The 15,750-nt window shown below is 46.2% G+C and carries 11 protein-coding genes; 4 read left to right on the forward strand and 7 right to left on the reverse strand.

The features are described from left to right. Positions 1-368: 368 nt before the first annotated feature. A complete protein-coding gene (locus tag QUB35_RS24030) occupies positions 369-1,469 on the reverse strand; it encodes a tetratricopeptide repeat protein (protein WP_333144195.1) in 1,101 nt (366 codons plus the stop codon). Positions 1,470-1,619: 150 nt separating this feature from the next. Here QUB35_RS24030 and QUB35_RS24035 point away from each other — a divergent pair, with 150 nt between their 5' ends. Together QUB35_RS24035 and QUB35_RS24040 are read left to right on the forward strand one after the other, a co-directional pair. Continuing rightward, a complete protein-coding gene (locus tag QUB35_RS24035; RefSeq protein WP_172184303.1) occupies positions 1,620-1,946 on the forward strand; it encodes a YbjQ family protein in 327 nt (108 codons plus the stop codon). A gap of 269 nt (positions 1,947-2,215) precedes the next feature. Further along, positions 2,216-2,839 carry a hypothetical protein gene (locus tag QUB35_RS24040; RefSeq protein WP_333144196.1) on the forward strand — a complete coding sequence of 208 codons (624 nt, stop codon included), beginning with the start codon at positions 2,216-2,218 and terminating at the stop codon, positions 2,837-2,839. A gap of 230 nt (positions 2,840-3,069) precedes the next feature. Here the strand turns inward: QUB35_RS24040 and metH are convergent, their stop codons facing one another. After that, positions 3,070-6,822, reverse strand: a complete 3,753-nt coding sequence (metH, locus tag QUB35_RS24045) for a methionine synthase (protein WP_333144197.1) — start codon at positions 6,820-6,822, stop codon at positions 3,070-3,072. 88 nt (positions 6,823-6,910) lie between these two features. Here metH and QUB35_RS24050 point away from each other — a divergent pair, with 88 nt between their 5' ends. Continuing rightward, positions 6,911-7,495: a type II toxin-antitoxin system Phd/YefM family antitoxin gene (locus QUB35_RS24050; protein ID WP_333144198.1), complete on the forward strand. Its 585-nt coding sequence runs from the start codon at positions 6,911-6,913 to the stop codon at positions 7,493-7,495. A 333-nt stretch (positions 7,496-7,828) separates the two neighbouring features. Here QUB35_RS24050 and QUB35_RS24055 read toward each other — a convergent pair whose 3' ends face one another. Both QUB35_RS24055 and QUB35_RS24060 read right to left on the reverse strand, forming a co-directional pair. Then, positions 7,829-8,878, reverse strand: coding sequence for a GNAT family N-acetyltransferase (locus tag QUB35_RS24055; RefSeq protein ID WP_333144199.1), 1,050 nt, complete (start codon positions 8,876-8,878; stop codon positions 7,829-7,831). 217 nt (positions 8,879-9,095) lie between these two features. Further along, on the reverse strand, positions 9,096-9,539 hold the full coding sequence (locus QUB35_RS24060; RefSeq protein WP_333144200.1) for a retroviral-like aspartic protease family protein: 444 nt from the start codon (positions 9,537-9,539) through the stop codon (positions 9,096-9,098). A 237-nt stretch (positions 9,540-9,776) separates the two neighbouring features. On the opposite strand from QUB35_RS24060, the gene QUB35_RS24065 reads away from it, so the two are divergent. Then, positions 9,777-9,995 carry a hypothetical protein gene (locus QUB35_RS24065; protein WP_333144201.1) on the forward strand — a complete coding sequence of 73 codons (219 nt, stop codon included), beginning with the start codon at positions 9,777-9,779 and terminating at the stop codon, positions 9,993-9,995. Between the two features lie 521 nt (positions 9,996-10,516). Here the strand turns inward: QUB35_RS24065 and QUB35_RS24070 are convergent. The 3 genes from QUB35_RS24070 to QUB35_RS24080 form a co-directional block, all read right to left on the reverse strand. Further along, a complete protein-coding gene (locus QUB35_RS24070) occupies positions 10,517-11,281 on the reverse strand; it encodes a hypothetical protein (RefSeq protein WP_333144202.1) in 765 nt (254 codons plus the stop codon). 92 nt (positions 11,282-11,373) lie between these two features. After that, positions 11,374-11,742 (reverse strand): hypothetical protein, encoded by a 369-nt coding sequence (locus QUB35_RS24075; protein ID WP_333144203.1) that lies wholly within the window; start codon positions 11,740-11,742, stop codon positions 11,374-11,376. Between the two features lie 104 nt (positions 11,743-11,846). Beyond that, a partial coding sequence (locus QUB35_RS24080; RefSeq protein WP_333144204.1) for a S8 family serine peptidase occupies positions 11,847-15,750 on the reverse strand: 3,904 nt, incomplete at its 5' end.

The following is a 15,750-nucleotide window of genomic DNA, read 5'->3' on the forward strand; positions in this document are numbered from 1 at the left end:
TAAGAGAGTAGTTTGAGCATCTTACAAAAGAGATAGCGTGTAGCAAATTTTTAACTGCGATCGCCCTGATTTTCTCTCTGATTTTAAGAGCGATCGCCGGAGTCAAAACTGGCCCCAGTATCATACCCCATTTAGTCGCGTTTCTCTGCGATTAACACAAAACTTAAGCATCAGCAATATCTGCCATATCGAGCCGAGTTTTTTAAATGAAGGAAGAGGCAAGAGGCAAGAGGTAAGAGGAAATAAAAAAAGTTTTGAGATTGTTTCCTTCCTGGCTACCCTGGGATTGGAAGGGTTAAGCCCTACAAAAATTACTTACTCAAAACTCAAAACTAATTACCAATTACCAATTAGTACCTTGAGAAATATTACTTCAGTTCCCGCAATGCCGCCTCAGCTTTTGTTGCACCATCATTGTTTCCTTGCTGGCGGTAAGTGTCGAGGGCTTTTTGAAAAGCTTCAATTGCTTCGGATTTGCGATCGCGCGCTTTGAGTGCCGTACCCATATTGTAATAAGCTTCTGCCCGGTTTGGATCGAGCTTAATCACTCGACGAAAAGTGGTAATCGCTCCTAAAAAATCTTGTTTTTTCAGTTGAATTTCCCCAATTCCTGCGTGTGCTTCCACTAAATTAGGTCGCACCGCAATAGCCCGCTGATAAGCTACCAGCGCTCCGTCTAAGTCGTTTTGACCCTTGAGAAGTTCGCCAATTTCTAGCTGCACTTCTGGATTCCGGGGCTCCAATTTGGCAGCTTCTTCAAAAGCTGCTAGCCCTTCGGAAGTATAGCCGGCCCGCAGCAAAGCAGTGCCTAATTTTAACTGGACACCTGCTTGTTTGGGAGCGAGTTCGGCTGCTTGTTGGAGTACGGTGACAGCACTGGCAAAATTTCTCTGCTGGATCAATACTAAACCCATTGAAGAATAAGCTTGCCAACTTTTCGGATCGAGGGCGATCGCCTCTTGGTATGCTTTAAAAGAACCGCTGTAATCTTTTTGCTGAAAGAGTACCACTCCGAGACCGATCCGGGCATTGACATTTTTGCGATCGAGCGCAGCGGCGCGGCGGTAAGCTGTGGCTGCTGCGGGATAGTTTTGCAAATTCGCCATAGCATACCCTAATGCGTATTGGAAGTCAGCATTGTTGGGTTCGAGACCGATCGCTTGTTGGTAAAATTCTACTGAGGCTTGATAATTGCCCTGACGCGCTTCTAAATAGCCAATACCCGAAAAAATGCGGGGGTTTTCCGTATCTAAACGCGCCGCTTCCTGATAAATGGCGATCGCCTTACTGTAGTCTCCTACATCTACCAACTCGCGCCCTTGTCGCAGCAGAGCATCTAAATTTGAATCATTTTGAGGGTTGACTTGAACGACTGTTTCTGCTGAGAGCGCTATCTGCGGCGCTGCGACAGCCAATCCTGCTACTAGCAACGTACTGAATACCAAGAGACTTTGTTTGTACACGGCCATTTGTTTCAAAGAGTGTGTGGAATGGAAGAGCGAGTGGCTGTCACCTTGTTAAGCTGACAGCTTAGGGTTTACCAGGAATGTTTGAGCGGCTAGATGTAGTAAATCTACAGAACAAGACACACTCAAAATTTTCGCGATTGAGGCCAACTGATGATTGTAACAACAACTGATATCATCCAAGGAGCAGAAATTCAATCTTACCTGGGAATTGTAACTGCTGAGGTGGTCTACGGCACCAATGCCCTGCGAGACTTCTTCGCGGGCATTCGCGACATCATCGGCGGGCGCACCGGCAGTTACGAGGAAGTGTTTCTCAAAGGACAGCGAGATGCCCTCGCGGAACTGGAAAAACGGGCCCAGCGCCTCGGCGCCAATGCCGTAATCGGGGTGGAAGTTGACACCGGCACGATTAATGTAGACTCCAGCGGGGCTTTGCTGCTGATTACTGCCGTGGGAACGGCTGTAAGATTGCGTTAAGCTGTATTTTCTGTATACGTCCGCATTTCCTGTATACATCCGGGAACTTTTCTAACGGGATAAAATAGTTATCAGTCATCAGTCATCAGTCATCAGTCATTAGCTAATAGCGGCTGGCTGAGGGCTGATGACTTTTTCGTTTATTTCTTCAGACATAGATACTGGTTATTTCCCCAGGCAGATATAGTTTCTATCAATCTCAGCCACAATCAATGCTTAGGTGAAAGATTGTTAAAAATTAAAGCAACTCTAAGAGGAAAAAAAAACCTATGTCATACGTAAATAGACCTGTAGATAACGTTGGTACCGAACCCGTGGTCGTAAATTCAGTGATGGAATACCACGATCGAGTACGTTGGGGCCCGATTTTTTCAGGTTTGGTAATTGCGATCGGCACACAACTGGTGTTAAGTGCATTGGGCGCTGCGATCGGCTTGAGCAACATTGCTAATTCAGGAGCTCCGCGCAGTATTTCAGGAGACGTGGGTACCGGCGTCGGAATTTGGTCAATTATCAGTTTGTTAATTAGCTTGGCCGTTGGCGGTTGGGTAACTGCTCGCGCTTGTGGCCCAATGAATCGCAACACAGCGCTTTTGAACGGAGCAATTTTGTGGGCAACCACCTTAACAATTGGCTCTTGGCTGTTAGCAAATGGCGTGGCCGGTACTTTTGGCGTCATAGCTGCCAATGCGGGAGAAGCAATTAATCAAGCGCAGCAAGGTGGGGTCGATTTGCCGAACCGAGCACCTAACGTATCTGCTCAGGATACTCGCAATATTGCTGGTAATGCCGCGAAAGCTGGTTGGTCATTTTTGTTCGGCTCACTATTGGGTTTAGTTGCTTCGATGGTAGGAGCATCTGCCGGCGCCCGCACTCCCCGGAATTACTCATAAATGTTTCGTCAGATACGGAAATTTCATATTTAGGAAAGCACTTTTTTTAAGGTGCTTTTTTGTTGGTTTCTCGTTCCCAGGTTCTACCTGGGAACGCATTTCTTGAGGCTCTGCCTCCAGGTTTTTAAATGGAGGCAGAGCCTCCGGCTCTTTGTTCCCAGGCAGAGCCTGGGAACGAGGAGAAGGAACGAGAAAAACGAGAGAAAGGTGCTTATAGCGCACCCTAGAAATTAAGCGGTGAAGTATTTGGCGGCTGGGTGATAGGTGATAATTGCGGTTGTTGATTGTTCGGGATAAAGTTGTTCGCTTTCATCCATGTAGAGGTTGATACGATCGCACTTTAACAATTCCAGTTGCTTGTACTGATCCGCCATGTTGGGACAAGCGGGATAGCCGAAACTGTACCGTGAACCGCGATATCTTTGCGCTAGCATATCGCGAATGTTGTCCGGTTCTTCGCTACCAAATCCCAATTCGCGCCGAATTCGCGCGTGAGTCCATTCTGCAATTGCTTCCGCTGTCTGTACCGCTAATCCGTGAAAGTAGAGATAGTCGGTATATTGATTGTTAGCAAATAACTTTTGCGCGTACTCTGTAGCAATTTCTCCCACTGTCGCTACTTGCATCGGAAATACATCGATTTTACCGGATTCTTTGGGCGCGAAAAAGTCGGCAATGCACAGCCTGCGCCCCGATTTTTGGCGGGGAAATGTCAATGTTGCAGCCACAGGCAAGATGCCTGTGCCACTTTCTGTTCCAGCCACAGGCAAGATGCCTGTGCCACTTTCTGTTCCAGCCACAGGCAAGATGCCTGTGCCACTTTCTGTTGCAGCCACAGGCAAGATGCCTGTGCCACTTTCTGTTGTGGGGCGGGCATCTTGCCCGCCACTGATTATTGTTTGCCCGCCACTGATTATTGTTTGCCCGCCATTGATTATTGTTTCCCCGCCATCCATGATTTCTGGGTCGTACAAATACAAAGAATTGCCTTCAGCTTGACAGGGAAAATACCCGTAAATTGCTTGCGGATGCAGTAACTTTTCGGTGATAATTTTGTGTTTCCATTCTTCCAAGATGGGATAAACTTTTTCCGCTAAGAAAGCATCGTATTCTTCCCGCGATTGGTCTTTGGGCTTGCGGAACTGCCACTGACCGGCAACTAAGGCTTGCAAATCTAAGTGCCAGAAAATCTCCTCAAAGGGGATGTCTTCTCCCTGCAACAGTTTCGTTCCCCAGAAAGGAGGAGTCGGGCGATCGATATCTGGTGCCACTGCTTCGGATCGCCTGGTATCTATCACCACAGGAGTGTCTGCTTTCTTGGCATCTTCTACAGAAGTTTCGGGCGCCGCTTTAGCTTCTTTAACCGCCCCATTATCCTGCCCGATTTCATCTAAAAATCCTTGCAAATCTTCCCATTTACCAGCAGATTTGGCTGGCATGAGTTTGTCCATAAAGTGCAAGTCTGAAAACGCATCTTTGCCGTAAATGACTTTACCTTTATAAGTATTTTGGCAGTCTTCATGTACAAACTTGGGAGTCAAAGCCGCACCGCCCAAAATTACCGGAACCGTGATTCCTTTCTGGTTGAATACTTCCAGATTTTCTTTCATGAAGGCGGTGGATTTTACCAGCAAGCCACTCATCGCGATACAGTCGGCTTTGTGCTTTTCGTAAGCTTCGATGATATTGTCAACCGACTGTTTAATACCCAAGTTAATCACTCGGTAGCCGTTGTTTGATAGGATAATATCAACCAAGTTTTTGCCGATGTCGTGAACGTCGCCTTTGACAGTAGCGATGATAAATGTTCCTTTGGCGTTGTCCCCGGATTCGGACTTTTCCATGTGCGGTTCTAAATAGGCAACTGCCGCTTTCATGGTTTCTGCTGACTGCAATACAAATGGCAGTTGCATTTGTCCCGAACCGAACAATTCTCCGACTACTTTCATGCCGTCTAGCAAGAAGGTATTGATAATGTGGAGGGGTGGATAGGTTTCTAATGCTTTGGCGAGTTGGATGTCGAGCCCAATGCGTTCGCCGTCGATGATGTGCTGCTTGAGACGTTCTTCTACCGGGAGGCTTGCGTCTTCTGTACGATCGCGCTTGGTAGTTTTGCCCGCAAACACCGTTGTCAGGTCGCCCAAGGGGTCATAAACGCAAATTTCGCCGTCAAACTCCCGTTCGTCGTAAATCAGTTTACGGCAGATTTCTTGGTGTTTGGGGTCGATTTTCGCCAGGGGCAAAATCTTATTGGCGCTGACAATTGCCGAGTCCATCCCCGCTTGCATTGCTTCGTGCAAAAACATGGAATTCAAAACTTGCCGCGCCGCCGGATTCAAGCCGAAGGAGATGTTAGAAACTCCTAAAATTACGTGACATCCTGGTAATTCTTGGCGGATGCGGCGGATGGATTCGATGGTAGCTTTGCCGTTTTTTCTGTCTTCTTCAATCCCGGTGGAAATGGGCAATGCTAGGGTGTCAAAAAAGATTTCCTCGGCGGGAATTCCGTAGGCGACGGCCGCGTTATAGGCGCGTTGGGCGATCGCAAATTTTTGGTCAGCAGTTCTGGCCATCCCGTCTTCGTCAATTGTACCGATAACTATGCCCGCGCCGTATTTTTTCGCCAACTCCAAAACTTGATAAAAACGCGGTTCTCCGTCTTCGTAGTTAGTGGAATTCAGCAAGCATTTGCCGCCCGCAACTTTTAAGCCGGCTTCCATCTTTTCCCATTCTGTGGAATCCAGCATTAAAGGGAGAGTGGCATTAGTCACAACGCGGGAAACTAATTCTTTCATGTCTCGCACGCCGTCGCGGCCGACATAATCAACGTTAACATCGAGAATGTGCGCGCCTTCTCGCACTTGTTCCCTGGCCATTGCTACTAAACCATCCCAGTCTTCGGCGTTTAGCAAATCGCGGCATTTTTTGGAACCGCTGGCGTTGAGTCTTTCGCCGACAATTAAGAAGGAATTCTCTTGTTCGTAGGGTTGGGCGGTGTAAATTGAAGCGGCGGAAGGTTCCCAAGTAATTTCGCGAATTTTTGGTTTAAGAGTTTTGCCAATTTCTGATAGTTCGCGGATGTGATCGTAGCGTGTGCCGCAGCAGCCACCGATGACTTGCACGCCTAAGTCTTCGACAAAGCGCATCAAGGCCATTTTTAATTCTATTGGCGTGAGTTTGTAGTGCGCGTGGCCGCCGATGTTTTCGGGTAAACCGGCGTTGGGAACGCAGGAAACGACGAAGGGCGAATGTTCGGAAAGGTATTTGACGTGTTCGGCCATGCGATCGGGCCCGGTGGCGCAGTTGAGGCCTAAAATGTCGATCGGGTACGGCTGCAAAATCGCGAGGGCGGCGCTGATGTCGGAACCGACTAACATTGTGCCGGTGGCTTCCATTGTGACTGATACCATTAACGGAATTCGCGCACCTTTTTTCTTAAATACTTCTTCAATGGCATTTAATGCTGATTTAATTTGCAGCACATCTTGACAAGTTTCGACAATAAATAAGTCAACGCCGCCGTCATAAAGTCCTTCTGCTTGTTCGGCAAAAGCGGCGGTGAGAGTGTCAAAATCAATGTGTCCTAATGTTGGCAATTTGGTGCCTGGCCCGATCGATCCTGCGACAAATCGAGGTTTTTCTGGCGTGGAAAATTCGGCGGCGATACCCTTGGCGAGTTCGGCGGCAGTTTTGTTGAGATAATATGCTTTGTCTGCCAAATCGTACTCAGCGAGTACGATGGAAGCCCCGCCGAAGGTGTCTGTTTCGATGACATCGGCCCCTGCTTCCAGGAATCCCCGGTGCACGTTGGCGACGGCTTCGGGTTTGGTGTGGACGAGATATTCGTTGCAGCCTTCGTATTCTTTGCCGCCAAAGTCTTCTGCGGTGAGGTTTTGGACTTGCAGGTTGGTTCCCATCGCGCCGTCGAAGACGATGACGGGGCGTGAGGGGTGGTGGAGGCGATCGAGGAATCTGCTATTCATAAGCGGTCAAAAAAAACGCAGGTGCTATATATTTACAATTTTATCTATTGTGCAATATTGTCAACAATTGTGTAAATTTTGGGAACTAATGACTGAAGGATTTAATGCTGCTGACAATAATTCGATCGTACCTGTAATTTTACCGATCGCCCTGGACAATTGTCAAAATTCTGTTGTGGGTGAGGCTGCGGGGGCAAAACGGGCGATTAAGAGCCCGATAGCTGCGCTTCACGGCTGCGAGGGGTTTTTCCGGTTAACTGCTGACGAATTTTGCGAAAATGCGATCGCCACAATTAAACGAGTGATGTTAAAGGGCGATCGGATTCTCTTGCAGCAAGCCGGGGAAGATGTAGCGGCGATCGTTCCTGAAGCAGAATTTCACAAGCTAGGCTATCTGATTGCCGAACTCAAACCGTCGCAATTCTTGCCTCACGAAGAAGAATATTATGAAGATGAAGGAGGAATCCACTGCATTTACCCGGACGAACTTTTAGAGGATTTTGATAATATCTTAGCCTACGTTAACCAAGATGATGAATTGTTTGGCTTGCTGCCCACGGAAGAGATGGGAGACGATGTTGATATTTTTATGCCTGTAGCTATTCTGATGTCTGTAGATAGATTTTGGGTGCCGGATTATGTCATAGCTGAACGAAAGGCGATCCTGATGTGAATAAGTATAGTTTTGGACGCAGCAACCTGGTTTTTTCCGAAAATCTTGCATCCCAGCCTTAAAAATTGGTAAAAAACCCGGTTTCTTTCGTCGGAGTGCGTAATATCATTTCCGTTTGATTCGTCCTAGTATTATATAAATTTTTGTAGGGGCGGGTTCGCCGAGATATTTAATAAGTATCGACAAATTATATAAACCCGCCCTGCCCATACCAGGACGATGCAACCGGATTTGATATAATTCATGATATTCCTGGACGCAGAAACCGGGTTTTTTAGAAAAATCTTGCATCCCAGTCTTCAAAACTGGTAAAAAACCCGGTTTCTTTGGTATTTATGCGTAAGTCCTAATCTGGATTTGAGGCTGTTTAAAAATGGGAAAGCCATCAGGACTTTTCACTATTTTCCCCTGTTTGTCCAGTTCAACATCACAAAATACATAATTACCAGTCGCATCTCGCATTAGACCAGGTTTTCCATCAATAATTTGGTAAGCAGGACGATAAAATTGAACAATGTCTTGATTCTCGACAATTTGTCCATTTTCATCCCGCAAAATCGGACAAGCCACTAATTTGTCTTCCCCATCAATAACCCAAGAATTAGTTGCGGGGTCTAGCAACAATTCGGGGTAAATAGTTTGACCGCTAGATGACTTCAGCAATTCACCTTTGTCATCAGCTAAGGGCATCAAAAAAACAGGTTCTCCTTGAGAATTGCGAAGGAGTTCGTTAGTTTGGGGATGGCGTAGCGGAATTGCTCTCGGTGTCGGCAATTTTACATCGGGCAATTCGGGATGGGGCGGGTGTAAACTCGGTAATTCAGCATCCATTGCCATATCGTAATGGCGGGTATATTGTACGGCAGCTTTGGTAAATCCAGCGCGTTGCAACATGGCTTGAATGCCCGGTTGATCGGCTGCAATTAGCAAGTCTATATCGCTGACTTTCATGGTTTTAGCATGGGCTATCGCTGCTTTTGCTAGCATTTGAATTGCTTCGGATTTCCGATGTTCTGGCTGGACGTACATCCCCAAAACGGAACCGACGCGGCGGGATTGAAACGGATTTTCAATGTTGTGTTGTTGAATCAAGTATTCGGGGAGACTGGCGGGCGGGGCTTCGTCGTAATAGTAGATAAATAGACAGCCGATAATGCTGTCGCTATGTTCTAATAACCAGCAGAAAGAAAGTGGTTTTTCGAGTTGGTTGGTGACGTATTTTTCAAAGTCGAAGTTAGGTTTGACCAGCATTGAGGGGTCGATGGATTCGCGTTCTGCGGCGAATGCTTGCCAGAGGGGGGCGAGATCCTTTGCGTCTTCTGCGGTGGCTAGACGGTGGCTGTAAGGGGCGATGGGGGCGATCGGCATAGTTGCGGCTGTCATAGTTTTTGGGGGTGAATTTGCATCAAAGGTGAAAGCCTTCTATTGTGTATTGGGATTTCGCGGGGTATTTTTACGCAAAAGCCGAGTTTTTGTAACAAAAGTTAATATATAGGAATTATAGGGACCCAGAAACCGGGTTTTTTACGAAAATACTGAATCACAGCCTTGAATCTGATGAAAAACCCGGTTTCTTTAATTTAAATAATGATAAATATCGCTACAAAATCGTCAAATAAGTTTCTGTAGAACTGATGGGTAAAGCCTTCAAAGTTTGATTTTGTAAGTCGATTTCTAACCCCAAAGCTTCTAAAGGGATGACTCCCAAAAGAGCATCTTTACCTCCTGGTAACTCCAAGCACTCGAAGGTTCCTTCGCGATCGAACATGGATATTTTGGCATCTTGGAAAATTCGGGCTTTGCCAATGCCCATTGCAGTGGCTACGTCTACTTCTTTCAGGAGTTTCAGTCCCAGTTTGGCGATCGTATCTTGTGGCAAACACAAGGTAGTTGCACCCGTATCTACCAATACATTTTTGAGAGTTATTGAGCGAATTTGATCTTCTGATTTTACTCCGGCCTCTGCTAGAATTTGGTCGGCTCGATTAATGATTGTCAGAGTGGCGAAAACTTTTCCCATTACGTTGTTGCTTTGAGTTTGCATATTTGTCTCCTACTGAATGGTCGGAGTGATTACTTCCTTTAATTGTATCTTGTGTTGAGGGCGATCGGAGCGATGCTTTTATATTTACTCTTGAATATAAGATACACTGCATGGGAAGGTTTTTTTGTGGGTGACAAATAGTAGGAATTAGGTGCGAGCGCTCGCCCTCATATCATCGACGCGATCGCTCCGGCAATATAGTACAATAGAATTATCGAGCGAGTTAAAATACAACCAATGACAAGTACAACCAATAAAGAACCAACCCTGGCAGATGTCATCGAAAAGTTAGACAAGCTATCGGCTGAAGTTGACAAGCTATCTAGGGATTCGGAGAAGTTTAACGATCGCTTTTCTAATTACCAGCAAGCAACTCAGTGGGTGGTGCAACTTGCTTTTACTTTAATTGCTAGTGCTACTATTACAGTCATTATCACTTCAGTGCTGCGGAAATAATCGAAAATGCGGCGTCTCGCGTGGATCGAGAAACCGGGTTTCTTCCTAAATATTTCGGTAGGATGCAAAAGTTATTGGAGAAACCCGGTTTCTGGGAGAGGGGCGATCGCGCGTGAAGAAGAAACCGGGTTTCTAAGGGATTAGGTGCGATCGCCCCAACAATGGCATTGAGAAATATTGGCCGGATCGTTGGCAGGCATACCAATCAGCAGAGTGAGGAATAATACCAAGGTATTGGCTGCTGCGCTACCAATTTATCTGTTGAGATAGTTGGTTGGCGATCGCACAGGTTTCTGTTTGTTGAGATTTTTGCTAAGGGCGATCGTGTAGGTATCGGAGGCGATCGCGACTCGCTGGTAAAAGGGAGTGGGAGTTTTTGATTTGTTGCAGGATGTTTTGAGAAGACATAATTACCTCTGAGTTTTTGATGAGATTTGGGGTGGGGTTGGGGAAGGGCGAGCGCTCTTTGGGTAGGTTGGAGAAAGAGATGGGTTTGTGAGGAGCGATCGCGCGATTTTTTATCAACTGCCAGTGGAAGCCAGGGTTTTTTGTTGCCGTTTGCGTTTCATCCGCATTTTGGCAATAAAAGCACTAAACGCCAATCCACCTAATACAGTAGAAGGTTCGGGTACGGATTCGGAAACGGCTGGGGGTGTCGTTGAAATAGTAGCATCCAGACCCGTCGAGTCGAACAAGTAAGTCTGGTTGCTGCCATAACCAACAGCAAAATCAATCGTGTCACCAGCTTGAACCGTCCCAGCCGTCGCAAATGACTTGGTACTAGAAGCACCAAAGCCGTTAATCAAGTTACTGAAAAGTACAATATTGTTATGAAGAACGTGAACATCTGTTGTAGTCGGCCCAACATGATCGAGGCCGGTAAACATTGTAGCAAGTGAGTAGGTTGCCGCTTCAGGCGCAATCCAGCGGACAATGCTATATTCTCCGTAATAACCGGGGTGAAAGCTTAATTGACTGGGTTGGTACGTTATTGTCGGATGAGAATTGTCTTCAGTTGCAGTTGAGTTGTGGACGACAAAAGGCGGCCAAGCTTTTGTAGGATAGTACCACGAGTCGATGGTAGGAGTGAACTTTCCTGAGTTGCTATACAGGTTGAAGTTAGATCCAAGGCTTGATGACCAGCCGTAGCGCCAAGCGCCATTGGGGTTATTAGTTACAGAAAAGTCAGATGCAACGTTGAAAATGGCAGAGAAACTGGGTTTAGCCGCCATACCCAAGATGAAAGCCGCTATCAACATAATTTTGGTTTTTTTGAGAAGAGACATATAAATTCCTTCAAATTTGGGTAGATTGTAGGTTGTGGTTTGTTACCTCAACCTACAAATTTGCGACTCAGACGGGCGATCGCCTTTAACAATCACGGTGCAGCAATTGCGGGCTGCGGCTGATTTTGCAATGTTTGTTGCTGTTGTACAAGCGATTGCAATTGTTGCTGTTGCCCCGATACTTGCTGTTGCAGCGCTGTGATTTGTGGCTGCAAAGCAGCAGTTAACTCTTGGGCTTTTTGTGCAGCTATATCTCGGTATTGAGCCGCCATATTAGCAGCCGCTTGTGCCTCATTTCGATAAGCTACCGCCTGCGGATTGTAAATCCTGCCGTAGATGGGATTTTGGCGTCCTGAACGACCTCTTTGCCAGCCGACAATTCCCCAAGTATAAATCTGGCTATTCCAGTAATTAGCAGCATTTTGAGCCTCCTGTCGCTGCTGTTCGAGTTGATTAACCAAAGCATTAGCTTCGTTGATTTGAGCTTGGTAGGTTTGCAGGGCTGACTGAGTGCCTTGAATCTGCGATTGCTGGGATGCAATTAGATTTTGGAAATCAGCCAGCCCTAGGGAAAATTTGGCTGGTACTGACTGGGAATTCCCCCTGGTAAGAAAGTCAAAACAGTGCTTTGAGCATTGGGTGATATTCCACCTAAACCATTTAATAGTGGCAAAATACCATCAGGATCGGTGCCATTAAACAGGGGCTGATATAGCGGCGGAATTCCACCTTGCATAAACTTCAAAAGTTCTTGTTTCTGCTGTGAATTCAGAACACTCCAAGCATTAGCAACGTCCTGTGGCAGTGCCGGAGTTGTTGCAGTACCCTGCAAAACTGGTAGAAACTGAGCTGGCGTGCCATATAACAGCCAAGAATAAAGTTGTGGCGATGTCGAATTCAGTCCTGGATTGATACTGGTTAAAGTCTGGATAAGTGGCAAAATACCAGCCGGATCTCCCTGAAAAAGCGGTCGTCCATAAGGACTATTAATCCCATTTTTTAGAGCAGTTTTCAGTACAGTTGGCAATCCTCCCCAGATTCCTTGGAGCTCGATAATTTCCTGCGGAGTGGTATTTTGAACAGGTGGTTGTGCAGGGGGCTGTTGCTTCTTCTTAAACCATGCCACTAAACCTGCGATCGCACCTCCAACCAGAGCAATCCCTCCTAAAACTATCCCAACTTTCCCCAAGATAGGCAGGGCCAAGAATTTGGTACTAATCCAGCTAAATACCTTACCAACTGTCGAGAAGATACCGCTAACTTTAGAGAAAAAGTCTTTAACCTTGCCAATGAAACCCGCTACTTTGTTAACAAAACCTACCACTTTGCCAACAAATCCGCTCACCTTGCTAAAGACTTTCTTCACTCCGTTCCATAATTTTTTGAAGAAAGCCTCGCGTTCCACAGATGTACCTTCCCCACTCGAAACATCAAAATCAGAGGATAAAATACTATCTGCAACATCAAGTCCAGATGGCGAAGATTTAGCCATTGCTACAGCATCAGCCAAATTCAACAAACCCGCACCTGTTTGAATATCCCACCCAGGAGTACCCAAATCCACCGCAGTTGCTTTGAGAATAGCTTTCACCTGTGCAAAGCTCAAATTCGGATTAGCCGCCCAAACTTGGGAAGCAGCACCTGTCACCTTAGCAGCAGCAATCGAAGTACCAACAATTTCGGGGATTGATGCGGCTGAATTGCTATCAGGATTCTTAATATCTCCTAACGCCTTTCCTAATTTTTTAGTCGCTTCTAAGACAAGTTGTTCCTCAGCTTCTGTTAGTTTGTCATCTTCAGTTGGTGCTTCGTTAAATTTAATCGCTTTTTCCACAGCTTGGCGTTCAAGCGGAGTTAAATCTTTGAGCAAATCCTCATTTGAATTAGCATTAGAACTTGCTTGGCTGTCAGGGGTACTGCCAAAAGCAACTAAATCTATCCCCGCACCATAGCTGGAATAATCAGCAAGATTGCCATTCCAATCCGCCGCACCAACTGTGATGATATTGGGGAATTCCCGCGAAGCTTTCCCCAAAGCAGATAAACCTTCAACACCTTGATTTCCGGCCGCTGCTACAATCAGGACTTTGTGTTCGCGAGCGTATTCAATGGCTGCTCGTTCTTCTGCTGTAAATTTAGTGCGGGTGTTGCCATCTTTGTCAATTAAATCAAAGCTGAGGTTGACAATAGCATTGGGCTGTTTAGATACTTTGACAGCATCCACAAATTCCCGCAAAGATTGAGCCCATTTCCCAGAACCAACAGCACGTCCAACCCACAGCGGTGCATCATCATTTACGCCATTGATGCCGATGTCGTTGTTCTGTTTTGCCCCGATCACTTCTAATACTTTAGTGCCGTGTTCAGCCTTTGGATCGCTAGCAGGAAGTAAGGGGTTGTCGTCGCTGTCATTGAAATCGCGACCTTTGATAATCCGGCTGTAGTCAATATCGGGATTGTTTTCGGCAAAACCAGTATCGATAATACCGATTAAAGGTTGGTCTTTCGCATCAAACTGATATTCGCTAGCAATGCCGTCTACATCAGCAAACCGATCGTTTTGCAAGTCATCAATGTCTTTTTGCAAATCTGCAATTAAAGCATCAAGTTCTTGCGCCGCTTGTTTCTCATCTTCAGGTTTTGGCTCGATTAAAGCACTGTCGGGATTGGTAGAAATTTGCTGAACCTGATTGTTAAACTGCTCTAAAACATTGTCTAGTTCCGGAGCTAAGTTATTGATTTGGCTGACAACATCTTGAACAGTCGCTTCTGGTGGTAGCGGTTTAGCTTCAGTCGCTTTTGCTAGAGGTACTGCTGCTGCCAAATTCAGCAATCCTGCACCTGTTTTGGCATCCCAATTGGGCAAAGCGATATCAGTTGCGGTGCGTTTGATTATATCAATAACTTGCTGATAATTCAGTTTGGGATTTGCTGCCCACACCTGAGAAATTGCACCCGTGACTTGGGCTGCGGCTACAGAAGTTCCTGCCATCAATCCTGTACCTTCTGCGACAGTCGATCGCACGGGATTGTTTAGCGTTCCTCCTTCTGTTAAAATATCTAAACCCTTGCCAGTGCCGGAATAGTCTGTGACTTGACCGCCGGAAGATGCACCGACGGTGATGATATTGTCAAACTGAAGAGATGCTTTCCCTAAAGCCGATATTTCTTGGGGATTGTTGCCCGCAGGAACGACAACAACAACTTGATTTTTGCGAGCATATTCTAGGGCATTTTTTTCTGCTTCGGTCAGTTCGTAGCGGGAAACTATCTTGCCGCTAGCATCAACTTGAGTTAGTTCAAAACTGATGTTAACAACTGCATTGGGTTGACCGGATTTTTTGGCAGTATCCACAAATTCAATTAAGGATTCTGCCCAACTGTTGTTGCCGCTAGCCCGACCCAACCAAATCGGTGCTTCGGTGTTAATGCCATCGATGCCTTTGCTGTTATTTTGAGTGGCAGCAATTAAGCCTAAAACGTGAGTTCCTTGTTCGCTGCCTTCACCGGATTTAATTAAGGGATTGTCGTCGTTAGCAATGCGGTCTTTTCCCAGACTAATGCGACTGTAGTCTATGTCAAAATTGTTGGCATTAAATCCTGTGCTAATAATACCGACTAAGGGCTGAGATGCTTTGGGAGAATGGAATGAGGTAGCCGTTGCGACCGGATTTAATCCGACATTTTGTGCCGGATTTATGGGTTCTGCATTGGTTTTATCTTGACTATTTGTTGCTATTGTGATAATTGCATTTGGTGCGACAGGTTGAGTTACAGGAGCCACTTGTTGAATAAAAATTGCTGGCTGGCTATTAGTAGCAATTGCTGGCTTAGCGACTTCTGGGGTAGAATTTACTGGCTTGCTGTCGGTGGCAATTGATTGACTAATAGCAGAAAGTTCTTGAGGATGAATCGCTGGCTTACTATCATGGGCAATGGGCTGAAAAACATGAGCAACTTCTTGAGTAGGAATTGCTGGTTTGCCATCAGTCTGGGGACTAGAAGTAACAGTAGGTTGCGGTTGATTTTTATTGGTTTCTGTCTCAAGTGTCGAAAGGTTTTTAGGTGCAGGTTGAGGTGCAACTGTTTTCGTTTCAGTTTCTATTACTGTCGTTACAGTTTTATCTGAAGCCTGCACATCTTTGTTTGAGGGAGAAACAGGAGTTACGATCGCCTTTTTCTCCTCCTCAGCTTTCACCTCAGAAACCACAGCCTTATCGGAAGCCACCGCATCGTTAGTAAAAGTAGAAACAGGAGTTACGATCGCCTTTTTCTCCTCCTCAGCTTTCACCTCAGAAACCACAGCCTTATCGGAAGCCACCGCATCGTTAGTAAAAGTAGAAACAGGAGTTACGATCGCCTTTTTGTCCTCCTCAACCTTCACCTCAGAAGCCACAGCCTTATCGGAAGCCACCGCATCGTTAGTAAAAGTAGAAACAGGAGTTACGATCGCCTTTTTGTCCTCCTCA

Source organism: Microcoleus sp. B13-B6, from assembly GCF_036705405.1.
In the GTDB taxonomy this organism is placed as follows: domain Bacteria; phylum Cyanobacteriota; class Cyanobacteriia; order Cyanobacteriales; family Microcoleaceae; genus Microcoleus.

Coding starts and splice junctions, on each gene's coding strand:
- QUB35_RS24070 (WP_333144202.1), bottom strand. CDS start 11,281: ATGTCTCTTCTCAAAAAAACCAAAATTATGTTGATAGCGGCTTTCATC.
- metH (WP_333144197.1), bottom strand. CDS start 6,822: ATGAATAGCAGATTCCTCGATCGCCTCCACCACCCCTCACGCCCCGTC.
- QUB35_RS24030 (WP_333144195.1), bottom strand. CDS start 1,469: ATGGCCGTGTACAAACAAAGTCTCTTGGTATTCAGTACGTTGCTAGTA.
- QUB35_RS24055 (WP_333144199.1), bottom strand. CDS start 8,878: ATGACAGCCGCAACTATGCCGATCGCCCCCATCGCCCCTTACAGCCAC.
- QUB35_RS24065 (WP_333144201.1), top strand. CDS start 9,777: ATGACAAGTACAACCAATAAAGAACCAACCCTGGCAGATGTCATCGAA.
- QUB35_RS24040 (WP_333144196.1), top strand. CDS start 2,216: ATGTCATACGTAAATAGACCTGTAGATAACGTTGGTACCGAACCCGTG.
- QUB35_RS24050 (WP_333144198.1), top strand. CDS start 6,911: ATGACTGAAGGATTTAATGCTGCTGACAATAATTCGATCGTACCTGTA.
- QUB35_RS24035 (WP_172184303.1), top strand. CDS start 1,620: ATGATTGTAACAACAACTGATATCATCCAAGGAGCAGAAATTCAATCT.
- QUB35_RS24060 (WP_333144200.1), bottom strand. CDS start 9,539: ATGCAAACTCAAAGCAACAACGTAATGGGAAAAGTTTTCGCCACTCTG.